The 23,510-nt window shown below is 33.2% G+C and carries 28 protein-coding genes; 11 read left to right on the plus strand and 17 right to left on the minus strand.

Annotated elements, in window-relative coordinates; all coding sequences use genetic code 11:
- Window positions 1-6: 6 nt before the first annotated feature.
- The 3 genes from DYE58_RS06135 to DYE58_RS06145 are packed head-to-tail and all read right to left on the minus strand — an operon-like array spanning window position 7 to window position 2,218.
- Complete coding sequence (locus DYE58_RS06135; protein ID WP_004823171.1) at window positions 7-729, minus strand: GntR family transcriptional regulator; 723 nt, start codon at window positions 727-729, stop codon at window positions 7-9.
- Window positions 729-911, minus strand: coding sequence for a hypothetical protein (locus DYE58_RS06140; RefSeq protein WP_004823173.1), 183 nt, complete (start codon window positions 909-911; stop codon window positions 729-731). Before DYE58_RS06140 ends, DYE58_RS06135 begins: the two co-directional genes overlap by 1 nt.
- Window positions 908-2,218, minus strand: a complete 1,311-nt coding sequence (locus DYE58_RS06145; protein ID WP_115312109.1) for a cytosine permease — start codon at window positions 2,216-2,218, stop codon at window positions 908-910. The genes DYE58_RS06140 and DYE58_RS06145 overlap by 4 nt, the downstream gene beginning before the upstream one ends.
- A 286-nt stretch (window positions 2,219-2,504) precedes the next feature.
- On the opposite strand from DYE58_RS06145, the gene DYE58_RS06150 reads away from it, so the two are divergent.
- Genes DYE58_RS06150 through DYE58_RS06160 form a run of 3 tightly spaced genes read left to right on the plus strand, consistent with a single transcriptional unit; the run spans window position 2,505 to window position 4,455 of the window.
- Window positions 2,505-2,873, plus strand: a complete 369-nt coding sequence (locus DYE58_RS06150) for a GntR family transcriptional regulator (RefSeq protein ID WP_040552159.1) — start codon at window positions 2,505-2,507, stop codon at window positions 2,871-2,873.
- Window positions 2,874-3,743 (plus strand): ATP-binding cassette domain-containing protein, encoded by an 870-nt coding sequence (locus DYE58_RS06155; protein WP_004819863.1) that lies wholly within the window; start codon window positions 2,874-2,876, stop codon window positions 3,741-3,743.
- A 1-nt stretch (window position 3,744) separates the two neighbouring features.
- The gene (locus DYE58_RS06160) at window positions 3,745-4,455 is read left to right on the plus strand and encodes a hypothetical protein (RefSeq protein ID WP_004819860.1); all 711 of its coding nucleotides are present in this window, start codon (window positions 3,745-3,747) and stop codon (window positions 4,453-4,455) included.
- Window positions 4,456-4,525: 70 nt separating this feature from the next.
- On the opposite strand, the gene purH is transcribed toward DYE58_RS06160, so the two are convergent.
- From purH to tpx, 11 genes are all read right to left on the minus strand, one after another.
- On the minus strand, window positions 4,526-5,995 hold the full coding sequence (gene purH, locus DYE58_RS06165; protein ID WP_004819859.1) for a bifunctional phosphoribosylaminoimidazolecarboxamide formyltransferase/IMP cyclohydrolase: 1,470 nt from the start codon (window positions 5,993-5,995) through the stop codon (window positions 4,526-4,528).
- Window positions 5,992-7,221, minus strand: a complete 1,230-nt coding sequence (gene purD, locus DYE58_RS06170) for a phosphoribosylamine--glycine ligase (protein ID WP_004819856.1) — start codon at window positions 7,219-7,221, stop codon at window positions 5,992-5,994. Before purD ends, purH begins: the two co-directional genes overlap by 4 nt.
- Window positions 7,218-7,772, minus strand: a complete 555-nt coding sequence (purN, locus tag DYE58_RS06175) for a phosphoribosylglycinamide formyltransferase (RefSeq protein ID WP_004819855.1) — start codon at window positions 7,770-7,772, stop codon at window positions 7,218-7,220. Before purN ends, purD begins: the two co-directional genes overlap by 4 nt.
- Window positions 7,756-8,763: a phosphoribosylformylglycinamidine cyclo-ligase gene (purM, locus tag DYE58_RS06180; RefSeq protein WP_004819852.1), complete on the minus strand. Its 1,008-nt coding sequence runs from the start codon at window positions 8,761-8,763 to the stop codon at window positions 7,756-7,758. The genes purN and purM overlap by 17 nt, the downstream gene beginning before the upstream one ends.
- Complete coding sequence (gene purE / locus DYE58_RS06185) at window positions 8,763-9,212, minus strand: 5-(carboxyamino)imidazole ribonucleotide mutase (RefSeq protein WP_004819850.1); 450 nt, start codon at window positions 9,210-9,212, stop codon at window positions 8,763-8,765. Before purE ends, purM begins: the two co-directional genes overlap by 1 nt.
- A 155-nt stretch (window positions 9,213-9,367) precedes the next feature.
- Entirely contained in the window at window positions 9,368-10,819 is a 1,452-nt protein-coding gene (gene guaB, locus DYE58_RS06190; RefSeq protein ID WP_004819849.1) for an IMP dehydrogenase, read from the minus strand.
- Between the two features lie 179 nt (window positions 10,820-10,998).
- Window positions 10,999-11,262, minus strand: a complete 264-nt coding sequence (locus tag DYE58_RS06195; RefSeq protein ID WP_004819847.1) for a barstar family protein — start codon at window positions 11,260-11,262, stop codon at window positions 10,999-11,001.
- 12 nt (window positions 11,263-11,274) lie between these two features.
- Window positions 11,275-11,751, minus strand: coding sequence for a ribonuclease domain-containing protein (locus tag DYE58_RS06200; protein WP_004819846.1), 477 nt, complete (start codon window positions 11,749-11,751; stop codon window positions 11,275-11,277).
- Window positions 11,752-11,764: 13 nt separating this feature from the next.
- Entirely contained in the window at window positions 11,765-12,946 is a 1,182-nt protein-coding gene (locus DYE58_RS06205) for a M20 metallopeptidase family protein (RefSeq protein WP_004819844.1), read from the minus strand.
- A gap of 11 nt (window positions 12,947-12,957) precedes the next feature.
- A complete protein-coding gene (gene rlmH, locus DYE58_RS06210; RefSeq protein ID WP_004819842.1) occupies window positions 12,958-13,434 on the minus strand; it encodes a 23S rRNA (pseudouridine(1915)-N(3))-methyltransferase RlmH in 477 nt (158 codons plus the stop codon).
- Window positions 13,434-13,937 carry a thiol peroxidase gene (tpx, locus tag DYE58_RS06215; RefSeq protein ID WP_040552158.1) on the minus strand — a complete coding sequence of 168 codons (504 nt, stop codon included), beginning with the start codon at window positions 13,935-13,937 and terminating at the stop codon, window positions 13,434-13,436. The genes rlmH and tpx overlap by 1 nt, the downstream gene beginning before the upstream one ends.
- Window positions 13,938-14,045: 108 nt before the next feature.
- On the opposite strand from tpx, the gene DYE58_RS06220 reads away from it, so the two are divergent.
- The 8 genes from DYE58_RS06220 (at window position 14,046) to DYE58_RS06255 (ending at window position 21,020) form a co-directional block, all read left to right on the plus strand.
- A complete protein-coding gene (locus tag DYE58_RS06220; RefSeq protein WP_115312110.1) occupies window positions 14,046-15,224 on the plus strand; it encodes a carboxylate--amine ligase in 1,179 nt (392 codons plus the stop codon).
- Window positions 15,225-15,459: 235 nt separating this feature from the next.
- The gene (locus DYE58_RS06225; RefSeq protein ID WP_004819834.1) at window positions 15,460-16,197 is read left to right on the plus strand and encodes a rhodanese-like domain-containing protein; all 738 of its coding nucleotides are present in this window, start codon (window positions 15,460-15,462) and stop codon (window positions 16,195-16,197) included.
- A 46-nt stretch (window positions 16,198-16,243) separates the two neighbouring features.
- Window positions 16,244-17,707, plus strand: a complete 1,464-nt coding sequence (locus DYE58_RS06230) for a TIGR04282 family arsenosugar biosynthesis glycosyltransferase (RefSeq protein WP_004819832.1) — start codon at window positions 16,244-16,246, stop codon at window positions 17,705-17,707.
- Window positions 17,708-17,709: 2 nt separating this feature from the next.
- The gene (locus DYE58_RS06235) at window positions 17,710-18,399 is read left to right on the plus strand and encodes a TVP38/TMEM64 family protein (RefSeq protein WP_004819831.1); all 690 of its coding nucleotides are present in this window, start codon (window positions 17,710-17,712) and stop codon (window positions 18,397-18,399) included.
- Window positions 18,374-19,048 (plus strand): TVP38/TMEM64 family protein, encoded by a 675-nt coding sequence (locus DYE58_RS06240; protein WP_004819830.1) that lies wholly within the window; start codon window positions 18,374-18,376, stop codon window positions 19,046-19,048. Before DYE58_RS06235 ends, DYE58_RS06240 begins: the two co-directional genes overlap by 26 nt.
- A complete protein-coding gene (locus DYE58_RS06245; protein ID WP_040552156.1) occupies window positions 19,020-19,667 on the plus strand; it encodes a TIGR04283 family arsenosugar biosynthesis glycosyltransferase in 648 nt (215 codons plus the stop codon). Before DYE58_RS06240 ends, DYE58_RS06245 begins: the two co-directional genes overlap by 29 nt.
- Before the next feature lies 1 nt (window position 19,668).
- The gene (locus DYE58_RS06250; RefSeq protein WP_115312111.1) at window positions 19,669-20,601 is read left to right on the plus strand and encodes a (Fe-S)-binding protein; all 933 of its coding nucleotides are present in this window, start codon (window positions 19,669-19,671) and stop codon (window positions 20,599-20,601) included.
- A 2-nt stretch (window positions 20,602-20,603) separates the two neighbouring features.
- The gene (locus DYE58_RS06255) at window positions 20,604-21,020 is read left to right on the plus strand and encodes a C-GCAxxG-C-C family protein (protein WP_004819823.1); all 417 of its coding nucleotides are present in this window, start codon (window positions 20,604-20,606) and stop codon (window positions 21,018-21,020) included.
- A 61-nt stretch (window positions 21,021-21,081) separates the two neighbouring features.
- Here DYE58_RS06255 and DYE58_RS06260 read toward each other — a convergent pair whose 3' ends face one another.
- Genes DYE58_RS06260 through DYE58_RS06270 form a run of 3 tightly spaced genes read right to left on the minus strand, consistent with a single transcriptional unit; the run spans window position 21,082 to window position 23,485 of the window.
- Window positions 21,082-21,534, minus strand: coding sequence for a hypothetical protein (locus tag DYE58_RS06260; RefSeq protein ID WP_004819815.1), 453 nt, complete (start codon window positions 21,532-21,534; stop codon window positions 21,082-21,084).
- Window positions 21,531-22,301 carry a DUF3100 domain-containing protein gene (locus tag DYE58_RS06265; protein ID WP_004819807.1) on the minus strand — a complete coding sequence of 257 codons (771 nt, stop codon included), beginning with the start codon at window positions 22,299-22,301 and terminating at the stop codon, window positions 21,531-21,533. The genes DYE58_RS06260 and DYE58_RS06265 overlap by 4 nt, the downstream gene beginning before the upstream one ends.
- Window positions 22,298-23,485 (minus strand): M20 metallopeptidase family protein, encoded by a 1,188-nt coding sequence (locus DYE58_RS06270; RefSeq protein WP_040552154.1) that lies wholly within the window; start codon window positions 23,483-23,485, stop codon window positions 22,298-22,300. The genes DYE58_RS06265 and DYE58_RS06270 overlap by 4 nt, the downstream gene beginning before the upstream one ends.
- Between the last annotated feature and the right edge of the window lie 25 nt (window positions 23,486-23,510).

The following is a 23,510-nucleotide window of genomic DNA, read 5'->3' on the forward strand; positions in this document are numbered from 1 at the left end:
TCTATTTCACCTATACCTAACAGCTGTAATTTGAATTATATCAGTATTTATATACTCTTTAGTAAACAATACAGGTTCATTGTCTGTACTATACTCAATTCCTTCAATCATCAAATATTTTTTAGGCAATTTATGCTTTATATCAGTACATAAATTTAAATCATTATCATTTGCTCCGTGAAACTTTATACTTCCAACTGTCAATTTAATATTGTGATTTTTTTTCAAATACTCAAAAATTGAATCTGAGTATTCTTTTAGTTCGTCTATATTTTTCTCATATTCATTGGATAAAAAATCTATACAGACAACTGCTATCTGACTGTCAGCATAAAAGATTCTAACAGTCATAACCATTTTTTCTCCATCATAAAGCTTTGATTCTCTAATAAATTCAGGTGTATCAACTATTTTAGTAATAAAACTTTCTACTTTTAAATAGTGTCCTGCTTCTTGTATCAGTTGTCCATATGTTTTCATCCTAAATAAATCTAACTTCATATTGTCAAAACTTGGGCTTATGTAAGTTCCACTACCTTGTCTTCTTGTAATTTTGCCTTCTCTTTCAATATCAGCAAGAGCACTTCTCAAAGTAACCCTGCTTACTCCAAACTTACTTGATAATTCTTGCTCAGTAGGTAATTTATTTTTTCCTTCTTCTTTTAATAGATTTATCTCTTCTAAAATCAGTCTCCTTACTTTATCTCTTAAGATCATTTTTTCTTCCATTATGGTTGCCACCTTGAAAAGCCTATAACTGACAAAACAATACTAATACATAACAATATAGTACCAATATTAATATACATTTTTTCAGTAGCTAAACAACTCATAAAAGATGCGATTCCCATAAGTACAATTCCTATAATAGCTATAATTCTATACTTTTTTACAATATCATTATCTTTCATTTTCTACTCCTTTTTGCTAATTTAACAATCAAAGTGTAAATAATCAACCCGGATAAAATTCCATTTAGTGCCGGTAACCCGAAAATACCGTTCATCGCACTTCCACCACTAAATATACTCTGAAGTAATTTTACTACTATCAAAGACGCCCCCCAGCTAACCCAAGGTATCCACTCCCAATCTCTTATTTCATCACTATCTAATTCAGGATATTTACCTCTATTTATAAAGTAATAATTAGCGAGTATAATTCCGGCTAAAGGTGGTACCACAACTCCTAGCACATTTAAAAATTTAAATAGCATAGCTATATTATATGGCTTTGTCAAACATAATAATCCTGAAACTAATAAAACTATAGCTATTATTTTTCTTCTATCCGTCCTAAAACTATTAGCTAAGTTTAATGATGATGAATATAAATTTGCCGCATTTGTTGTAAAAATGTTTGTAGTCATTAAAATTAAACTTGGAATAACTAAGCCTAACTTAAGAAGTACTGACGTTAAATCACTTTCATTCATTGCTATTCCCGCAATTGCTCCACACAAAATTAAAAGACTGTTTCCTCCTAATAATCCAACTGCAGCACTAATCATAGCTTGTTTGCTATTCCTTGCAAACCTCATCGTATCCGCTATACACGTAGCTGTAGATAATATCCACGTTCCTATTACTATAGTTACTCCATTTACCAAAGATATATTTTCATTTGGAATCCAAGTGATTACGTATTCCCATCCTGCTAAACTTCCTGCCTTAATAGCAGTCCCTATCGATAAAAAAATAATGGCAGGAATAGCTACATATCCCAATATTGTAATTGCTCTAATCCCTGAAAAAGCGAAGATTCCCATAATTATCGCACTTAAAAATAAAATTAAAAATTCTCCGATTCCTTCTATGTTTAGAACACTTGCTATAAAATTCCCATAAGTTGCCGCCTGAATTGTGTACCATCCTATGTTTACTATGGGAACAAAAAGTGTCGCTATTTTGGATCCCTTATTTCCAAAAGTATAACGTGTTATCAAAGCAAAACTTAAACCTGTTCTGCTTGACATATTAGCTACAGCAATAGCTATAATACTTAAAAATATATTTCCAATTGTAATAGAGATTAAAATTTCTTTGAAAGAAAGACCCGCAGCCAAGCCTCCTCCTGTCATCATACTTGTTATAACAAATACAAATCCTAACCACACAATAGTTATACTCCAAAAACTTTTTCTTTCTTTTTGTGGAACCGCAGAACTTTCAAAATCCATATCAATAGCAGAACTTTCAGCCTGATTTAAATCTCTCATCTTAAAACTCCTTTCATAAACATTTTAAAATTGGTATTACCAATTTAGTTTGAGTATATCATCAGTGTATATTTTTTACAATTAAAAGTCTGAAAATTTTTTAGGCTTTTTATTTGTTCAAAATTATTTTAATATCTTTATTATGATTATCTATTGCGAATTGTCTTTTTATCTTTAAATTCTCAATTAAATACTAGTTTTAAAATTTTTGTTGACATATTAAAAACTAGATGATATTATTCACTTAGTTAGTTAAGTGATTAACCAATTTACTTGGAGGGATTATATGGAATTTACACAAGATAAACCCATTTTTCAACAAGTTGCTGAATTTATAGAAAATCAAATTTTAGATGGTCTTTTACTCCCCGATGAACAGACACCTTCTACAAACGAATTTCAAAAAATATATGAAATAAATCCAGCGACTGCACGAAAGGGACTCAATATTTTAGTTGATGAAGGAATAATTTATAAAAAAAGGGGAATGGGAATGTACGTGAGCGAAAATGCTAAAGAAATAATATTAAATAAACGACAAGAGGAATTTTTTAATACGCACATTCCTCAAATCATAAAAGAACTTAAAAGAATAAATATCACTCCGGCGCAACTTGCCTTAGAGATAGAAAAAAGACAGAAAGAAGGGAAATAAATGATAACTGTATCTAACCTAAATAAAAAATATGGTTCTAACATAGTTTTAAACAATTTAAATTTTGAAATAGAGCCCGGAAAAATATACGGTCTTCTTGGAAGAAATGGTGTAGGTAAAACAACTTTATTAAAAATACTTTCAAACCAAATCGTTTCATACACAGGCGAAGTTAAACTCGATGAAGAAATTGTAAAAGAAAATCAATCTTCTACTGATAGAATTCTCTTTATCAGTGAATTTATGGTTCCTGACTCAATGAAAGGTGAAAAAGTAAATACAATTTTAAAATTTGCTTCAAATATGCTTCCGAATTGGGATGAAGATTATAAAGACGAACTCCTAAAAGAATTTAAATTAAATCCCAAATTATCTATAAAAAAACTTTCAAAAGGCAACAGAAATCTTTTGAGCTTAATAATTGGTTTGGCCTCAGGTGCTCAATATACACTGTATGATGAACCGTCTGTTGGTTTAGACGCCAACAACAGATATAAATTTTACCAACAAATTATGAAACTTTCTGAAACTAGCGAAAGAACTTCAATTATCTCCACTCATATTATAGATGAGGCTGAAAATATTTTTGAAGAGGTAATAATTTTAGAAAATAGTGAAATTTTATTAAATGAAGATATTTCAAACATCCAATCAAAAGCTCTTTCAATAACAGGCTCTAAGGGTGAAATTTTGAGAATTCTAAACAATAAAAATATAATTTCAGAAGATAGTATTGGAGCAGTTTCAATTGTTTCGATATATGATGAATTGAATTTTGATGAAAGAGCACGTCTAAAAAATGCAGGTGCTGAAATCACAAATCTCTCTCTGCAAAAATTATTTATCCATTTGACAAATAAGGAGGCTTAAAATGAATACTATAAAAAATATATTTAAATTTCAGTCTATAACCTTTTTAAAGAGTTTAATAACAACAAATATTGCAGCTGTTGCGATTGTTACATTTATGCTAATTTTTGGGTTTGCAGCTAACTCAGATCCCACTTTAATATCAAGCGACCCTGATTATAACGTATCTACCCCGTTTGCGATCTTAGCTGTATACCTTACTGCAATAGCATTTGCTTCATCAGCTGTTTTGGTCACAAAATGCTTCAATGCTTTTTTTGTAGATCTTAAATTCAGCTTACGTCTTGGCACAACTCGTAAAAATTTTATAATTTCAAATATAATATTTTTTACAATTTCAATAATAATATTTGCTCTTCTTGCAATTATATATACTCAAATAATGAGATTTGCATTTCAGCAAACCATTGATAGTATTGAAGTACTTGGCAATAAGTTTCCCTTTTACGAAATAATGCCTAAGATCTTTTCATTTCTGTTTTTTATGGTGGGAGTATTCAACATATTAGCAGTACTTGTATTCCTATTCAGATGGAAAACTATAGGCTTTTTTGTAGCTCATAACATCTTTTATAATTATGTAGATGCTTACACAAAGTTTATAGATTTCATATTCTGGGAGCTTCAATTATCTCGTGGAATTGTGTTCTATATAGTATCATTCATCCTTGTTTCTCTTGTAATCTATAAATACAATGATGATTCCAATTAAAAATATCTCTAAAAAAACTCTCTTTGCTAAACAAATAGTAAAGAGAGTTTTTAATGCTCCACGTGGAGCATTAGTGTCTAAAATGTCTTGTTCTCGTAAATATGAGCGTTATATCTGCTTCATTCGCGGCTTCTATAACTTCTCTATCTCTTATAGAACCTCCAGGAGAGATGGCAGCTTTTATTCCATGGTCTTTTAAAAGTTCCACTGTATCGGCAAAAAAGAAGCCGTCTGATGCCAAAACTACTCCATCCAAACTTCTCGTTCTGTGAATAACTTCTTCAACTGCCCAAGCTCTCTTAGTCTGTCCTTGTCCTATTGCATAAGTTGAACCGTCTTTTGCCAAAACTACTCCATTTGAAGCAACATGTTTAACAGCTTTAAATGCAAATTCTAAATCTTTAAGTTCTTTTTCTGTTGGCTTTCTCCTGCTCACAACTTCAAACTTTTCAAATTCTACTTCGTCTAAATCTTGTACTATTACTCCGTTCAAAGTTTGTTTAAACTGTCTTCCAACTTCAAAATCCATCAAGTTTGAAATCTCAACCAATCTTATATTTTTCTTTACGCTAAGTATTTCAAAAGCTTCTTTGGAAAACTTCGGAGCGATTATAACTTCCAAAAATATCTTTGAAAGTTCCTCTGCAACGTCTAAATCAACTTCTCTATTCAACGCAACTATTCCGCCAAATATTGATTCCGTATCACATTCATACGTTTTTAAATATGCTTCTTTTAAATTTTCACCTGTTCCTATACCGCAAGGATTGGTGTGCTTTATTGCAACAGCCGTTGGCTCTTTAAAATCTTTTACAACTTTTACAGCTGCATAAATATCGTTCAAATTATTATATGAAAGTTGTTTGCCGTGAAGTATTTTAACCTCTGCAACTTCTTCTCCCACATAATATGCCGCCTTTTGATGAGGATTTTCTCCGTATCTCAAATTTTCTTTCAGCTTGCAATTTAAACTAAAGTTTTCGCCACTTAGATAATCTGAAATAGCTCTGTCATATCTAGCTGTAGTTTCAAAAGCTTTAATTGCCATTTGCTTTCTGTAATCTTCTGAAATAGAATCTAAATTATCCAACACATCTTGGTAATCACAAGGGTCTGTAACAATTAGTACATCTCTATAATTTTTTGCAGCTGCTCTTATCATAGACGGCCCGCCTATGTCTATCATCTCTATAATCTCGTCTAAGTTATCTGTCTTTGTTATTGTATCTTCAAAAGGATATAGAGTGTTCACTACCATATCAATTGATATAATTCCCTCTTCTAATATAGTAGATTGGTGTTCTGTGTTCTCTCTTATATTTAATATTGCTCCGTGTATCTTCGGGTGAAGTGTCTTAACTCTGCCATCCAAAATTTCTCTCTGTCCCGTTACCTCTTCGACAGTCATAACTTTTATGCCACTCTCTTTTAACAAATTGTAAGTTCCACCAGTGGATACTATCTCCCAATTTCTCTTTTCAAGTTCTCGTGCAAATTCTTTTATTCCAGTCTTGTCAAAAACTGATATCAAAGCTCTCAAATCCCCACGTCCCTTCTGTAATAAGCATCTTTAAATTTTATTTTCTCAACGTCTTCATACGCCATCTTTGTCGCTTCTGCTCTATTCTTTCCTCTTCCAATTACCATCAAAACGCGACCACCTGATGTATAGAACTTTCCATTTTCAAAAGATGTTCCGGCGTGCACTACCGTTGAGTTAATTACATCTTCTATGCCACTTATTTCATACCCCTTTGCATAGCTTCCAGGATATCCGCCTGAAACCATCATCACACCAGTATAGTAGTCATCATTGTATTTAAAATCTTCTTGAGTCAGCGTTCCTTCAATTGCCTTTTCTGCCAATTGAATTAAACTTGAATCAAGTTTCTCCATTATAACTTCTGTTTCAGGGTCTCCAAATCGTACATTGAATTCCAATACATAAGGTTTATCAACCACCATAAATCCTACAAAAAGTATTCCAGTGTAATTAAAATTATCTTTTTCCAGCCCTAAAGAAATCTCATCTAATATTTTTTGTATTTGAACTTTTAAATCATCCGACATATCCTCCACGGGAATTATATTTCCAACTCCCCCGGTGTTTGGCCCTTTGTTGCCATCACCTATTTTTTTATAATCTCTTGCATATTCAAAAGGATAAATCTTGTTGTGAGATACCATACATATTGCCGATATTTCATTTCCGTCTAAAAACTCTTCAATTACAACTCTATCCGAGTTCATCTTCTCTTCGACAAATACATCTCTTAGTGCAGCTTTTGCTTCTTCCATGTTTTGAGCTATTGTAACTCCCTTGCCAAGACAAAGTCCGTCAGCTTTTATCACTATTGGATAGTTTATTTCGCTTAAGTACTCAACTGCCTTTTCATATTCAAAAAAAGTTGCATATTTTGCAGTTGGAATATCATGTCTTACTAAAAATTCTTTGGTAAAGTCCTTGCTCGCTTCAAATTTTGCTCCGTTTTTCTTAACCCCAAAAATTTTTAAACCCTCTTCTTCAAATCTGTCTGCTATTCCAAGACACAATGGATTTTCCGGGCCAACAATAGTCAAATCAATTCTATTTTCCTTTGCAAAATTTACCAATGACTCTACATCTTCCGGCTCTATGTCTATATTTTTAGCAAATACACTTGTTCCACCGTTTCCCTTAGCTGCAAAAAGTTCAACGCCATCTTCCGATAACTTCTTTAATATGCTGTATTCTCTTCCGCCATTTCCAACTACAAGTACCTTCATTTAGTTTCCTCCAAAACTTTTTGGACTGTTTCTACAATCAATCTGTGTTCAACTTTCAAAACTCTCTCAGCCAAACTTTGAGCCGTATCATCTTCTTCTACCTTTACACTCTCTTGTAAAATTATAGGTCCTGCATCAGCCTCTTCATTTACAAAATGAGTGGTGACTCCGGTAACTTTGCACCCTCTATCCAAAACTGCTTGATGAACTCTTTTCCCGTGCATTCCCTTACCACAAAACGAAGGAATTAAGGACGGATGAATATTTATAATTCTATTCGGATACGCCTCTATAATTTTCTTAGGAAGTATCTTTAAATATCCGAGAAGAAGTATATAATCTATCTCTTCAGATTTTAATACACTCAAAATTTCATCAAAATTATTTGAAACTAATTTTTTATCTGCAAATTGTAGACCTTCCGCCATACAATTTGAAATTACTATCGATATTTCAGCATCTATTTTTCCACTTTCAATAGCATTCTTTACCGCTAAATAATTAGACCCTCTTCCAGATATAAAAACTGCAAGTTTAGAATTTGATTTCAAGTTCAGTACCTCTTATCTCACCTATTTTAAAAGCTCTGTAATCCTTAAAATGTTCTATTACCTTTTGTTCATCTTCTCTATCAATCACCAAAACCATACCTATTCCACAGTTAAAAGCACTTAGCATATCTTCTGTTGCCACATCTCCCAGCTCTTGTAACTTTTCAAATAGAGCCGGCATTTTATACTCTGTTAAGTCAATTTCTGCACCATGTCCATTTAAAGCTCGTGGTATGTTTTCATAAAGCCCACCACCAGTTATGTTGGCAATGGCTTTTACTTCAACCTTTTCAATTAAATCCAAAACATCTCTTACATATATTCTCGTTGGTTCCAATAATGCCTTTTTTACAGATATACCTTCATACAATTCGTCTTCAATGTCTAATCCCGCTTTTTCAAACACTATTTTTCTAACCAACGAAAAACCATTTGAATGTACCCCTGAAGATTCAAGAGCAATTACCAAATCTCCGTCTTTTATATTTTTCCCATCAACTATTTTTTCTCTATCTACAACTCCAACTACAAAGCCTGCCAAATCATAGTCTTCTTCGCCGTACATATCTGGCATTTCCGCAGTCTCTCCACCAATTAGAGAGCAATCAGAAATTTCACAGCCTTTGGCAATTCCCTCAACTATATTTGCCATTTTAGTAGGCTCAAGTCTACCGGTTGCAATATAGTCTAAGAAAAATAACGGCTTTGCACCTTGGCATATAACGTCATTTACACACATTGCAACAAGGTCTATACCGCAAGAATTGTGCACATCGGCTTTTTGTGCAATTAAAAGTTTTGTACCAACTCCATCAGAGCCACTTACTAAGACGGGATTTTTATACTTTGTAATGTCTAAGTTGAACATAGCTCCAAATCCACCAACACCTGATAATACATCCTTGCTGTAAGTTTTTTCACACATTTTTTTGATTAGAGAAACTTCTTCATAGCCTCTCTCTACATCCACACCTGCATCACTATACTTCATTATTTTACAGACTCCTTCTCTTGTTCAGTTTTAAACTCTTCAAGCTTTTCTTTTAAACTATCATCACAAATAGCAAGCATTTGAACTGCCAAAATTGCCGCATTTTCTCCACCATCTATTGCAACTGTCGCAACCGGCACTCCTTTAGGCATTTGAACAGTTGAAAGCAAAGAGTCTAAACCGTCCATTGTGGAACTCTTAACCGGAATACCTATTACAGGTTTTATAGAAAGACCTGCTATAACTCCTGCTAAGTGCGCAGCTTTTCCCGCAATTGCTATAAATACACTTGCTTCTGAATTTCTAACATAATCTACCAATACATTGTGTGCTCTGTGTGCTGAAATCACTCTAACTTCATGCTCTATGCCAAAATAATTTAACTTTTCAACAACTTTATCTGCAATCTTTTGGTCTGATGAGCTTCCCATTATAACTGATACTTTCATTATATACCTCTTTTCTCTAATCCTAAAAAATAAAGCCCAAGAAGAGAAGGTTGAACCTCCCCTCCTGGGCTTTTATCCCTTAGGTGTAATATCTTACGATATCCATATCGCTAGGTCCTTAGCCTACGGCTCGGCTCCCTAGATATGCTTCCAGTTTACATTTTTGTATAATTTGGTGATTCTTTTGTGATTGTTATGTCGTGAGGGTGGTTTTCAACTAAACTTGCTGAAGTTATTTTCACAAACTGTGCCTTTTCATGAATTTCTTTAATATTTGCACTTCCTATATAGCCCATACCTGACCTTAGTCCACCTAAAAGTTGATATATTACATCTGAAACTCCACCTTTAAATGGAACTCTACCCTCAACTCCTTCAGGTACTAACTTTTTGGTATTGTTTTGGAAATATCTGTCGCTTGAGCCGGATTTCATAGCTGCAAGAGAACCCATTCCTCTGTATTCTTTATATCTTCTACCTTCGAAGATAACTTCTTCTCCAGGGCTTTCGTCACATCCCGCAAATAGAGAACCTGCCATTACTACGCTTGCTCCACAAGCCAACGCCTTTGTTATATCTCCTGAATATTTTATACCACCATCGGCAATAATTGGAACTCCATATTTATTTGCAACTTCAACTGCGTCCATTATAGCTGTAATTTGTGGAACACCAACTCCGGTTACAACTCTTGTCGTACAAATTGAACCAGGTCCTATACCTACTTTGACACAATCTGCACCAGCTTTTATAAGCGCTTCTGTGCCTTCTCCCGTAGCCACATTCCCAACTATCAACTCAACATTTGGATATTTTTCTTTGATGCTTGAAATTGCCTTTAAAACATTTAGTGAGTGTCCATGAGCTGTATCCACAGTTATAATATCAACATTTGCATCAACAAGAGCCTTTATTCTGTCCATCATATCAACAGTTATACCAACTGCCGCCCCTGCCAAAAGTCTTCCCTTTGCATCTCTTGCAGAATTTGGATATTGTTTTAATTTTTCTATGTCCTTTATAGTTATAAGGCCGTCTAAAGTTCCATCATCTTTTATTATTGGAAGCTTTTCAATCTTCTTTTCTTTCATTCTAAAAAGGGCTTCTTCCATAGATATGTGAGGTCTTCCGGTAACTAAATTTTCTTTTGTCATTACCTCATCTATAATTCTGTCCTCATTCATTTCAAATCTAACATCACGATTAGTTAGAATTCCAACAAGTTTCATATCTTTATCTACGATGGGAACCCCTGAAATTTTATATCTTGACATAATTGTAAGAGCATCTGAAATTTTATGGTCTCTTGACAAATAAAAAGGATCTGAAATAATTCCGTGCTCAGATCTCTTAACTCGATCCACTTCAAGCGCCTGTTCTTCAATAGACATATTCTTGTGTATTATACCTATACCACCTTCACGTGCTATAGCTATAGCCATTCTGCTTTCAGTTACTGTGTCCATTCCCGCACTCATAAGAGGAATATTCAATTTTATATTTTTTGTAAGTCTTGTACTCAAATCAACTTCATTAGGAAGTACATTAGATTCGCCCGGAACTAAAAGTACGTCGTCAAATGTCAAACCTTCTTTTAATTTAAACATACTACACCCCTTTCTTCTTCAACTCAAATTTACAATAACCTTTAACCATTGTCAAGATGTTTAGATTAAATTATCAATTTATTGTCTTTTTCTACTAAAAATTTTGCCTTTTATTATTTTTACAATAAATTTTTATTAAAATTATATTTACGCAATAAAATAAGACACTTTTACGTGCCTTACCAATAAATTTTTACTTCTATTCCCTCATCATATAAATCGCCAAATACATCTAAAATTTTTAATCCATATTCTTCAAGTGCCCTTGGAATTTCTCTAGCATTTTTTATCTCGATTACAACATCTTCTAAATCCGTAAGTTCATCCCAAAGAGCATCTAAGTTGTTTCCAAATGAGTCAGAAAATCCAAATACTTTAGTTAAGTGATTATATGCTGACTCTCGTGTTGCAAACTCATTGCCATCTACTATATATTTCTTCATAAAATCTCCTGCTCAATAAAGTCTCTCAAAAGTTTCATAGTGGTCGTCAGTGTAGTATATAAATCCGTCGTCAGAATATATAATTCTCATCGCACCTCTATTGTGAGAATAGCCTTCAGAAATATCAGCTTCATAATATTTTTTGCCTTTTACTTTCGGAAGTTTTTCTTCTCTATTTCCAAATCTATCCCCGCCTATTACAAAACCTCTACTGTCCTCAACAGACCAATTGATTTCTTTAGCTTCTTTCTTGGTTATATAATTCTTTGGCAACTTCCCATATTGATGTACATACTCCACCACATCATCTTTACTGTAATAACTTTCGTCTTCTAACAGAAGTCTTTCCTTACTGTCTTTTGTGGCGCTACTTGTTGCATTAGTTTTACTTTCATTATTTTCGACATTTTCTGTATTCTGACAACCTACAGTAAATAACATAAGGATCAGTAAAAAATACAGCGTTATATTTTTTAAAAACTTTTTCAATAAAAACCTCTATCTATAATTCATTTAATAGTTTCTCAGCCACTGCCACCATACTCAAAATACCGGTTGGTATAGCTTCTTCATCTGCCATAAATTTATCTGAATGTAGCGGTGCGTTTTCTCTATCCTTAAAGCCAACTCCTAGCCTATACATAGCTGATGAAACGTAATCAGAATAATATGCAAAATCTTCCGAGCCCATAGACGGTTCAGGATTTTCTATATAATTTTCATCTCCTAAAACTTCTCTGCAAGCTCTCTCAATAAGCACAGAAACATTTCTGTCGTTATACGAAACCGGAACTCCTTTGTGTATTTTCACTTCAGAACTTCCTCTCATGGACTTGGATACATTTTCTACAACTTCTTCAATTCTCCTATGAACATACTCTCTGGTATCTTCTGAAAGAGTTCTTATCGAACCCTTGAGTTCAACTTCTGACGGTATTTTATTCGATACATTCCCACCATTTATTGCCGCGAAACTCACAACCGCTGAATCCAATGGGGATAATTCACGAGATACAATGTTTTGTATCATAACTATTACATTTCCTGCAATTACTATTGGGTCCACTGTCTTTTCAGGGTGTGCTGCATGCCCGCCTTTTCCAATTATCTTTATTTCAAATCTATCCGAAGCTGCCCCCATCTTTCCATGTCTGTGAAATATCTTACCAGCTTCTACATCAGGCCAAGTGTGAAGTCCAAATATCGCAACAGGCTTGGGATTTTCCAAAGCACCATTTTCAATCATATACTTTGCTCCTATTCCCTTCTCTTCGGCCGGTTGAAATATAAGTTTCACAATGCCTTTTATTTCATCTCTATGTCTATTTAATATATATGCACTTCCAAGTAGAGATATTGTGTGAATATCGTGTCCACATGCGTGCATAATGCCATCTAATTTAGAAGCATATTCAAGATTTGTCTTCTCTTCAATATGTAATGCATCTATGTCCGCCCTTATTGCAACACATTTTTCGCCATTGCCCCTTATAATTGCAACAACACCAGTCTCGCCAATTTTTTCTATCTCATAAACTCCAAAACTCTCGAGAGTTTTTATAATTAAATCAGTGGTTTTAAACTCTTCCATTCCTGTTTCAGGGTTCATATGAATTTTTCGTCTAATTAAAATAAATTCAGGCAATCTCTCTGCAATTTCATCTTTAATTAATTCAAAATTCATACTCTCTCCTTTTATTTGTGGTATGGATATCCGTTTATAATTCTAAAACCTCTGTATATTTGCTCTATTAAAATCAATCTCATAAGTTGGTGTGGAAATGTCATCTTAGAAAAAGACAACTTATATTTACAAGCATTTAAAACTTCCGGTGCCAATCCCAACGAACCACCTATTATAAAATTAATTGTCGACGCTTCCATTGTTATATCTGAAATTTTTTCTGCAAATTCTTCTGAAGTTAAAGTCTTTCCCTTTAAATCCAAAGCTATGGTATAATCCGAGTTTGATACGTACTTTAAAAGCTTCTCTCCCTCTTTTTGCTTAACTCTCTGTTCTTCACTCTCTGATAATTTTTCCGGAGCCGGTTCGTCAGGAACTTCTATAATTTTAATATTACAATGAGGAGTCAGCCTTTTGGCAAACTCCTCTATTCCCATCAATATATATTTTTCCTTAACTTTTCCGACAGCTAAGATATTTATATTCATTATGAGTTTAACTCTTCTACTGCTTTTAATGCTCCGTCAAAGTTTACTTCATTAGTAACTTCTTCAACATACTCAACATATTTTACAACGCCTTCTCTATCAACTACAACAACACCTCTTGATAGAAGTTTTAACTCATCAATCAAGAAACCATATTTTTCTCCAAACTCACGATCTTTATAATCAGAAATAATTTTAGCATTTTCAATTCCTTCAGCAGCACAGAATCTACCTTGTGCAAATGGAAGGTCAACTGTTACAGTATAAATTACAACATCATCTGAAAGTTGAGTTGCCTTTTCGTTAAATGTTCTCGCTTGAATTGCACAAACTCCTGTATCAATAGATGGTGCAACTGAATAAACTACAATCTTTCCCTTTAAATCTTCCGAGTTAAATTCAGAAAGGTCAGGATTTACAGATTTAAATTCCGGTGCCTTATCTCCGACTTTTATTTCTTTTCCAACTAATGTCAATGGTTGTCCGTTAAATTTTATATTCAATTTCAATTCCTCCTTATTTTTTATATTTATATCCATTTTATACTTCATACACTCATAATATTTAAAATAAATATGGTATAATTATCATTAATTAACTGGAGGTGTCTTATGAAATATAAACACAAAGCAGTAGTTTTAGGAACCAATTATTACATAGGTCTTGCTGTTGTTAGAAATTTAGGTCGAAATGGAGTTCAAGTTACTACCGTAGACTACGAACCATCACACTATGGTGTTTCTAAATATGTAAACGAAAGACTTATTGCTCCTCACTACAAAAATGATGAAAAAAATCTTGTTGAATTTTTAATAGATTACTCAAAAAAGCAAAGCGCTAAGCCAGTTCTATTCCCCACAGCCGACTTATATGTCGAATTCATGGAAAACAACTTTGATGCGCTTAAAGAATATTATCTATGGCCAAATGACCAAAAGGGTCTACTCACAGAGTTAATGGACAAAGAAAGCCTTTTAAAATATACTGAGCCATTAAATATTCCAACTCCGGAGATAATTCCAATGGACGACCCTAATCTATACGCAAGAGCAACTGAAGAGCTTGGATATCCTTGTGTTTTAAAACCTCGTGATTCAATGCCTTTTGTAAATTTATACAGAGAAAAAATGTTCTTTATAAATTCAGAGGCAGAACTTCGAGAAAAAATGGAAATTTGTAAAAAGGATAATCAAGATGTATTTGTACAACGTATAGTTAAAGGCCCTGAAAGCAATTGTTATTCATTTGATATGTATATGCAAGATAACGAAGTAAAGGCATTTTTAACTACATCAAAAATCAGACAGTGGCCAATAAATTTCGGAGCAAGTACTTACGCTAAGCAAGAGTACATTCCAGAGTTATACGATTTATGCTCGCCTCTTTTCAAAAGTGTAAACTACAAAGGTTTCGCAGAAGTTGAATTAAAAAGAGATGAAAGAAATAATAAAATATACTTAGTCGAAGTAAACGTGAGATTTATAAACTTCACAGAAATGCTTTGTCAACTTGGTTTCAACTCACCTATGATGTACTTCTTGGACTCTTTAGGAGAAAAAGTATCCGGTGCACAAATCAGAAAAAATACAGAAACTCACTGGAAATATAAATACGAAGATATTCCTGCAATCAAGAGATATTTGAGCACAGGTCAAATGACTTGGGGCAAAATTATTTCAGATTACAGATTCAAAAAAGTCAGCTCAACTTGGGCAAGTGACGATATCGGACCGGGCTGGACTTTCTTTAAGTGGGCAATAAGCAGTAAATTAAAAAGAATGTTTAAATAGAAAGTAGGTAATATGAAAGAAATCTAATCTCTCATATTACCTATTTTTATTACTTATTTTTTAATATTTATGATAACATTATGTCTCATTTTTTAATTTTATTATTATTTTCAAAATATATTGATAAAAATTTATATAAACCGAGTGGTTTTGAGGAATTTTTAATTTATTGTGCTATAATATTTGTTAGTTCTAATTATCAAGCACTTTTAAATGTTGTCCTAATTTTGGAGGAATGACATTGAAAAAGTATTTATCATTAGTTGCTATAATTGCAACTCTTACACTATTCGTTGTTGGTTGTGCTAAAAACCAACCTAAAACTGAAGACGCTGCTGAAAAAACTGCCACAGTTCAAACTATGGAAGGCGCTGAACTTGACAAGATTATGGAAGATAAGAAAGAAAAAGAAAATTATCTTGTTATCGATGTGAGAAGTAAAGAAGAATATGATGCCGGTCACGTTAAATTTGCTATCAACATGGATATCGAAACATTCGAAGAAAATCTTGATAGAATTGCAGACTTCAAAGATAAAAATGTTGTTACAGTTTGTAACACAGGTAAAAAGAGCTTAAAGGCTGCTGAAATTCTAGTTGCAAACGGATACACAAATGTATTCAATGCTCAAGGAGTTAAAGATTTCGAATATACTACTATGTCTCAAATAGAAAATATATTTGGTTCTGAACTTCAAGCTATCGCTGATGCAAATGATGGTAGCAATACTATCATTGATGTTAGAGATGCTAAAGACTATGAAGCTGGTCATTTAAAAGGTGCTATAAACATTCCTGTTGATGGCATCGAAGCAGCTTTAGCAGACATCCCAATGGATAAGGGAGTTGTAACTTATTGTTATTCGGGAAATAAATCAACAGTTGCTGCTGAAACTTTAGTTAAGAACGGATACAAAGACGTTAAGAACTCTCTTGACGGAACTAAAGAATTTGAATTTACTCTTGAAAAATAATTTTAAATTCTTGTATAAAATTTAAATAACCTCTACACTTTATACTATGAAGAGAAAAATTATTTTTTTTACAAAAGCTCCTGCTCTCAATTATGGCAAATCAAGACTGAAAAATTTTCTATCTGCAAAAGATAGATATGAACTATCTGTATTTTTAATAAAGGATAACTTAAAAGTGCTTGAAAAATCAGGTTATGAATTTGTCGTATACTTTTCAGGAGATATCGAAAACCTAAACTTTATAGATTATGAAAAAATCCCTCAAAGAGGAGAAAATTTGGGGGATAGAATGTTTAACGCTTTAAAAGCTGAATTAAATTCAAATGACCAAGTTATCCTCTTGGGTTCTGACCTGAGAGGAATAACTTTAAAATTAATTGAAAGTGCCTTCTCAGGACTAAATAATTCAGATTGTGTTATAGCACCTGCAGAAGATGGTGGCTATGGTTTAATAGGACTTAGAAAACCTTTAGATTTATTTTCTAACATAGTCTACAGCCAATCAGATGTCTTTGAAAAAACTTTACAAAAAGCAACTGCGCTTGATATTTCAATTGAAAGGCTTGATACAGTGAGAGATATTGATGAAATTATAGATTTAATAAAAGAAGAACTACAAACAAAAGATGTTGAGATTCTTGGAAGCGGAGAATATAACTTAAACTATAGATTTAACAAAAATTTTGTATGTCGAATTAACTTGGGAAGTCAACTGCACCTTGGAGATGAGCAAATTACATACGAATACAATGCCCTCAAAACACTTGAGTCATCAGGTGTAACTCCAAAGCCACATTACTTAAAAAAGAATTCAACTTACATTCGCAAGGGGTTTTTAGTTATGGACTATTTAGTAGGTCGTCCACTCAACTATGACACAGATATGTCCATTGCTGCATATCTACTTTCAAGAGTACACAACCTCGAATTTAAAGATACAGACTTAATTCGCGTTGAACAACCTTTTAAGGCTATGTTTGAAGAATGTTTTGAAATGTATTCAGTTTATAAAAATTCTAAAATTTATAATAATTCAATTGGAAAATATATAGAGCATTTTTTTGACTATGTAAAAGAACTTGGCATTAAAGATAACATTTCAAACCCTTGCATTATAAACACCGAACTAAACAACAGAAATTTCATAATCAATGGTAATAATTCTTACATAATAGATTGGGAGAAACCTCTAATCGGTGAAGCTGAACAGGATTTGGCTCACTTCTTAGTTCCCACTACTACAAATTGGAAGACAGATAAAATTCTTTCTGATTCTGAAATAGAAAAATTTATATATAAATATGAAAAGTATCGTAAAATAAATAGACAAAAACTAAAAAAATATTTTGCCTTTAATGTCTTGCGCGGCATAACTTGGTGCAGTATGGCAAAAGTTGAATACGAAGCTTCAGAAAGAATACTTTCTAATCAAGATACCTATGAAAAAATTAATAAATTTTTAAGCGAAGATTATTTGAAAATGTTACATAAAAGATTTTATGAGGTTTAAATATGAAAAAACATACACCTAAAATATTTTTAATTTTAACACTACTACTGTTTTTAGTAGTATACCTGCTTGTACCAAGTGTAAATCAATCAGTTAACGATGCAATCAAAATACTTTCAACAATGGGAGTTGATGGAGTAATAGAATATATAAGAGGCTATGGAAAATACGCAGCTGCAGTATCTTTCTTACTTATGATTTTACAATCTATCATAAGTCCCATCCCCGCTTTTTTAATTACACTTTCAAACGCAGCCATATTCGGTTGGATCAAAGGTGCAATTCTATCTTGGAGTTCCGCGATGGTAGGCGCTGCAATGTGCTTCTACATAGCAAAGATCTTAGGACGCGATTTTGTTGAAAAACTAATTTCCAAAACAGCTTTAAAATCAGTTGATGACTTCTTTGCAAGATATGACAAGTATGTAATTTTAATTGCAAGACTACTTCCGTTTGTATCTTTTGACATTGTAAGTTATGCAGCCGGACTTACATCTATGAAATTTTGGCCTTTCTTCATTGCAACCGGCATAGGTCAATTGCCGGCAACTATAGTTTACTCATATGTTGGTGGAACTTTAACCGGTGGCGCTAAGACAATGATGACGGGACTTTTAATATTATTTGCAATAAGTATAGCAATTTTTGTAGCGAAGAGTATGTACAATGAAAAACTTAAAAAATCTAACTAAAATAATAATCAGCCTATTAATTCTAATAGGCTCAATTTTCATTATAAAGATAGCTTCGTTTGAGTCACTGAGAAATTGGGTGAATGAATTTGGAAACTCAGCTCCAATTGTTTACATATTACTCTACACAATACTCCCTATCTTCTTTTTTCCAGTTCCAATTTTTGTATTAGTTGCAGGAATCTTATTTGGAATTTGGAACGGATTTATCTACACAATGATTGGGTGTACCTTAAACAGTACAATTATGTTTTACCTCGGTAGATTTTTAGGACAAGATTTCTTTGAAAAACTAATTTCAAAAATACAACCCAATTTAAAAAACCGTCTCTTACACTCTGAGCAAAAATCTCTTTTTTATCTATTTTTCATTCTCAGATTAGTCCCCTTAGTTTCTTACAACTTGATAAACTATGTGGCGGGTTTCACAAAGATAAGCTATCTAAACTACATCATCACAACTATCTTGGGAATAATTCCAGGTATGCTAGTGTTTTTAAACACCGGAGATAAATCACTAAACACGAATAGCAGTGAATTTATTGTTTCAATTTTCTTGTTAATAGCGCTTGTGTTGGTTTCTACTGTCTTTGCAAAAATTTATATAAACAGAGGTAATGATGATTTCGATAATAATTCCAACATATAATGAGTCTTTAAAAATTGAAGAGTTTCAAAAACAACTAGAAACACTTAAAGGTGACTTTGAAGTTATTTTTTCGGATGGATTCAGCACTGATAACACTTATGAAAAAATCTACTTTCCAAAAATACAAGAGTCTAAATATAGAAGCAATCAGATGAATTCGGCTGTCAAATATTCTAAAGGCGACTACCTTTGGTTTCTACACGCCGATTCTAAAATTCATGAGGATTCAATCTTGGAGATAGAAAATTCAAACTCAGATGTAGGGTGCTTTACCCTTGCCTTTGACTCTCCAAAATGGCAAATGTCAATGGTCGCATTCAATAGCTCTCTAAGAGTTAAATTTAGGAATATAGCTTTTGGGGACCAGGGAATATTTATAAAACGAGATTTGTTTGAAAAAATTGGAAGATATGCTCCAATACCTCTTATGGAAGACTACCAACTGTCAATGGATTTGAAAAAATTAGGAAAGAAATTCTATCTTTCTCCTCTTCCGATAACCACCTCTGCAAGAAGATTTGAAGAGAATGGAATTTGGAAGACTGTACTAAAAATGCAATTACTACAATATAAATATCGAAAATCACATGATATAGACGAAATTTACAGGAGATATTAAAATGATTGAAAAAACTAAAAGAGAGTGCATAAACTGTAATCTGTGTACAAAACATTGTAGTTTTTTAAAGAAGTACAACTTAAATTTAAAAGATTATACTTCAAGAGAAGACCTAAAAAATGAATGCTTTATGTGTGATTCGTGTAGGCACTATTGTCCTAAAGATTTGTCGGGAGCTGAAATCACAAAGAAATTTAAATCTAAATCAAAAAATAAATTTTTAATAACTCTCTCAAAAGACCCTTATATATTCAACAACAACTCAGATAAAAAAAGTAAAACTCTCTTATTTTTAGGTTGTAACTATCCTAAATACTATCCTGAGACTTGTGAAAAATTAATATCCATCTGCAGGGATAAAGACATAGATTTTTCAGTTGAATGTTGCAGAAAACCGCTCTATGAAAACGGAGTTGCACCAACTTCAAGGCTTGATGATTTATTAAAATTAAAAAGTACTGAAAAATTAATATGTCTATGTCCAAATTGCTACCATACTTTAAAAGATAACCTATCAATTGAAGTTATAAGTGTGTATGAATTTTTAAAACAAGAAAATATCGGCTCAACTATTATGGAATCTGCTGACATATTCTTTCCATGTTCAGATAAGTACAACTTAGAAATTTTTAAATATATAAAGCCTTTCTTACATTCATACCAAGACTCTTTCTCTGATATAAACTGTTGTGGTTTGGGCGGTGGAGTTTTGTCCAAAAATAAAGATATTGGAAATGAAATAAAGTCACAAATTTTAGCTAAAGAGAAAAGTTGTATATACACTTACTGCTCTTCTTGCTCTCACGCTTTTGACAAATATGGAATTTCAAATATAAAAAATATTTTGTCTGAAATTTTAGGTGCATGTGAAGAACCGTCATCAAATACATTAAAAAACAGTCTGTATTTTAAATTTAAAGACTCCAGGAGATAAATATGAATAGAGAATTAGTTATGAAATTTTTAACCAACGGATACAATTGTAGTCAAAGTGTCTTGTGCTACTTTGCCGAAGAATTTAACCTAGACCATCTCGCTGCAAAAAGAATTGCCGAAGCTTTTGAAAGTGGACAATTCCAAGGCACAACTTGCGGCGCTGTGTGTGGTGCATATATGGTATTGGGATTAAAATACGGCTCAGATAAACCTGACCACCGTCAAATAATGGAATCGAAGATAAATGAATTCAATAAGCTCTTTAAAGAAAAATATAATTCAATACTTTGTAGAGATTTACTTGGAGAAGATATCTCCGCAAAAGACGGTCTTGAAAAAATTATAAATCAAGGTCTGCTTGAAAAAGTGTGTCCTAATGCAATCTTTACATCAATAGAAATTTTAGAAAAAATTTAACACCCCTAAACTGACTCCCTTACCAAAAGGTAACGAAACAGTTATAGGGGTGTCTTTATACTTAAATTTGTCCCAATAATTTTAAAATACCTTGTGCTATAATTGCTGAACCCAAGTATGTTCCAAGCATTACAACTATTGCAAGAACTATTATCTTCGGTCCTGTCTTTTTAAGTTGGTCTATATCTTTTCCTGTGTAGATACCTGCGTATGCAAGTATTGGTGTACAGAGAGATAAGAAGTCAACATTTGCAGTGTGTTCTGATACAATTTCTGAAAAAGGAACTCCGGGTATTGTAAAAATTGTAGCTATTGTAACTATATATGCAACTGCCGGAATTTTAACCGGAATAATTTCTGCAAGTCCAATTCCAATAATTGAGAATAAAACTAATATCAAAACTCCCGGTATAGATTTCATTGGACTGGTTCCAAGTCCCACTAAATTACCTACAACAGTTAAAGCTCCTGTAATTAAAAGGACGATTATTGCTTCCTTAAGTTTTAATTTCATTTGTTATTCCCCCTTTTAAGTTTTGCATACAGCTTTTCTGCCAAAGGCAATGCTATAAATACAGACATATACACTCCATCAAGTCCTGAAAGTAAATTTGACGAAGCTCCAAAAGCTGTTATCATCTGTTCCATATCAGGATATAACTCAACAAGAGTACCAACTGAAGCAGTCATCATTGACGCACTTCCAACTCCACTTGCCATTGCAAGTGCATAAGGGTGAAGTGGTGTTGAAGTTGCAAGTATACCTGCAAGAAGTCCGATAAGAATAGTTCCAAAAACTGTTCCCACAATATAAACTCCCAAAACTCCTCGACCTTCTTCTGAATCCAAACCATATTTTTCTGAAACTACAGCTATGTTTGGCTCTCTTGCTATTGAGTGTGCTCCACCTATAACTTCTCTGTTTAATCCTAAAGCTATTCCCAGAGGAACCCCTAGCAATACTGTCCCCAAATTACCAAATTCTTGTAGTATAAGTGCTGGAGATGATTTTACAATAACTGAAATAGTAGGTCCTATAGTAGTTCCATACTTAGCCATCAAAAGCATTAGTGTGAATGCAATTAGAGAGCCCGCATCCACCATTTCTTTTTCTGATGAAATTTTTAAAAATTTTGGTGTAGTAAGTACGCCTATAATCAATGCAAACAGCATTGGTAACAGTACAATTTTACCTATTCCTATGTCGAATGAATGCTTTCCTATTAACTCTGCAATAATTACTATCACAAGAGCTATCAAATGTAGTTTTATATTTTTCATTTAATCTCCCCTAATTTTCTAATTGTATCTAAAAATATTGCAATTCCCTTGTAAAACTCAGATTCATCGACATCAAACTTAGAATTGTGATGAGGATATATCTTTCCATCAACCTCTTTTAAATTCGACATGAAAAAATAGCATCCCGGTACTTTTTGTAAGAAAAACGCCATATCTTCTCCTCCCATATTTGCAGTTTCAAGTTCTCTAACATCTTCCGGGAATAGTTCCGTTGCTACGCCCTTCACTAACTTAGTAACCTCAGGATCATTTACAAGTACAGGATACATTCTGTTGTAATCCACTTCAGCATCTCCGCCATGAGTTCTGGCAACACCTTTGCATATTGCTGTTAATCTACTCTCTACAGTATCTCTGTCCTTTTCATTTAAAGTTCTCGCCGTTCCAACAAGCACTACTTCGTCAGGTATAATATTTTGGCTGCTTCCACCATTTATTTGACAAATTGATATAAGTGCAGATGAAGTAGGTGCTATCTCACGAGATACTATCTTTTGAACCGCCAATATTATTTCAGCTGAAATTACAACCGGGTCTATCGTATCTTGAGGATTTGCTCCATGTCCGCCTTTACCCTTCACCTTTATAGTAAATTTATCCATTGAGGCCATCATAGAACCCTCTTTAAAATAAATAGCTCCCTTGTCCATTCCCTTTACAAGTCCACCTTCGTGAAGTCCAATAATATAATCTACCTTCGGGTCTTCAAGAGCCCCCTCGTCAATCATAGGTTTAGCACCGCCCGGAATTTCCTCTCCCGGTTGGAATAAAAATTTTACTTTTCCTTTAAAAGAGTCTCTGTTCTCAGCCAAAATTTTAAGAGTTGTAAGCGCCATAGCCGAATGTCCGTCATGTCCACAAGCGTGCATCTTTCCCTCGTGAGTTGATGAAAATTCAAGTCCTGTCTCCTCTTTAATTGGCAAAGCATCCATATCAGCTCTAACTCCAATACAAGGACCATTTGTATCATTCGCTTCAACTGTCGCCACAATGGCATTTCCATTTACAAGCAACTTGTATTCAACACCAAGTTCTTTAAGTTTACCGGTTATAAACTCTACAGTCTTTGGAAGCTCAAGTTCAAGCTCGGGAATCTTATGCAACTCTCTTCTAACTTCGACAGCATAACTTTCATTTTCTCTTGCAAGTTTTAAATTATCCATCTTAATTCCTCCTTTCGAAGTAGTA

This window comes from Peptoniphilus indolicus (genome assembly GCF_900454665.1).
Taxonomy (GTDB): domain Bacteria; phylum Bacillota; class Clostridia; order Tissierellales; family Peptoniphilaceae; genus Peptoniphilus; species Peptoniphilus indolicus.

What these genes read in the sequence shown, in the direction of transcription:
- DYE58_RS06140 (WP_004823173.1), bottom strand. Translation starts at nt 911, where the DNA reads ATGAAAGATAATGATATTGTAAAAAAGTATAGAATTATAGCTATTATA.
- guaB (WP_004819849.1), bottom strand. Translation starts at nt 10,819, where the DNA reads ATGTTTAAATTAAAAGAAGGTTTGACATTTGACGACGTACTTTTAGTT.
- DYE58_RS06230 (WP_004819832.1), top strand. Translation starts at nt 16,244, where the DNA reads ATGAAGAGAAAAATTATTTTTTTTACAAAAGCTCCTGCTCTCAATTAT.
- DYE58_RS06225 (WP_004819834.1), top strand. Translation starts at nt 15,460, where the DNA reads ATGACATTGAAAAAGTATTTATCATTAGTTGCTATAATTGCAACTCTT.
- purM (WP_004819852.1), bottom strand. Translation starts at nt 8,763, where the DNA reads ATGAAGTATAGTGATGCAGGTGTGGATGTAGAGAGAGGCTATGAAGAA.
- DYE58_RS06160 (WP_004819860.1), top strand. Translation starts at nt 3,745, where the DNA reads ATGAATACTATAAAAAATATATTTAAATTTCAGTCTATAACCTTTTTA.
- DYE58_RS06255 (WP_004819823.1), top strand. Translation starts at nt 20,604, where the DNA reads ATGAATAGAGAATTAGTTATGAAATTTTTAACCAACGGATACAATTGT.
- DYE58_RS06260 (WP_004819815.1), bottom strand. Translation starts at nt 21,534, where the DNA reads ATGAAATTAAAACTTAAGGAAGCAATAATCGTCCTTTTAATTACAGGA.
- DYE58_RS06150 (WP_040552159.1), top strand. Translation starts at nt 2,505, where the DNA reads ATGGAATTTACACAAGATAAACCCATTTTTCAACAAGTTGCTGAATTT.
- DYE58_RS06245 (WP_040552156.1), top strand. Translation starts at nt 19,020, where the DNA reads ATGATTTCGATAATAATTCCAACATATAATGAGTCTTTAAAAATTGAA.
- DYE58_RS06195 (WP_004819847.1), bottom strand. Translation starts at nt 11,262, where the DNA reads ATGAAGAAATATATAGTAGATGGCAATGAGTTTGCAACACGAGAGTCA.
- DYE58_RS06145 (WP_115312109.1), bottom strand. Translation starts at nt 2,218, where the DNA reads ATGAGAGATTTAAATCAGGCTGAAAGTTCTGCTATTGATATGGATTTT.
- DYE58_RS06240 (WP_004819830.1), top strand. Translation starts at nt 18,374, where the DNA reads ATGAAAAACTTAAAAAATCTAACTAAAATAATAATCAGCCTATTAATT.
- DYE58_RS06265 (WP_004819807.1), bottom strand. Translation starts at nt 22,301, where the DNA reads ATGAAAAATATAAAACTACATTTGATAGCTCTTGTGATAGTAATTATT.
- rlmH (WP_004819842.1), bottom strand. Translation starts at nt 13,434, where the DNA reads ATGAATATAAATATCTTAGCTGTCGGAAAAGTTAAGGAAAAATATATA.
- DYE58_RS06250 (WP_115312111.1), top strand. Translation starts at nt 19,669, where the DNA reads ATGATTGAAAAAACTAAAAGAGAGTGCATAAACTGTAATCTGTGTACA.
- DYE58_RS06135 (WP_004823171.1), bottom strand. Translation starts at nt 729, where the DNA reads ATGGAAGAAAAAATGATCTTAAGAGATAAAGTAAGGAGACTGATTTTA.
- DYE58_RS06220 (WP_115312110.1), top strand. Translation starts at nt 14,046, where the DNA reads ATGAAATATAAACACAAAGCAGTAGTTTTAGGAACCAATTATTACATA.
- DYE58_RS06270 (WP_040552154.1), bottom strand. Translation starts at nt 23,485, where the DNA reads ATGGATAATTTAAAACTTGCAAGAGAAAATGAAAGTTATGCTGTCGAA.
- DYE58_RS06235 (WP_004819831.1), top strand. Translation starts at nt 17,710, where the DNA reads ATGAAAAAACATACACCTAAAATATTTTTAATTTTAACACTACTACTG.
- DYE58_RS06205 (WP_004819844.1), bottom strand. Translation starts at nt 12,946, where the DNA reads ATGAATTTTGAATTAATTAAAGATGAAATTGCAGAGAGATTGCCTGAA.
- DYE58_RS06155 (WP_004819863.1), top strand. Translation starts at nt 2,874, where the DNA reads ATGATAACTGTATCTAACCTAAATAAAAAATATGGTTCTAACATAGTT.
- purE (WP_004819850.1), bottom strand. Translation starts at nt 9,212, where the DNA reads ATGAAAGTATCAGTTATAATGGGAAGCTCATCAGACCAAAAGATTGCA.
- purD (WP_004819856.1), bottom strand. Translation starts at nt 7,221, where the DNA reads ATGAAGGTACTTGTAGTTGGAAATGGCGGAAGAGAATACAGCATATTA.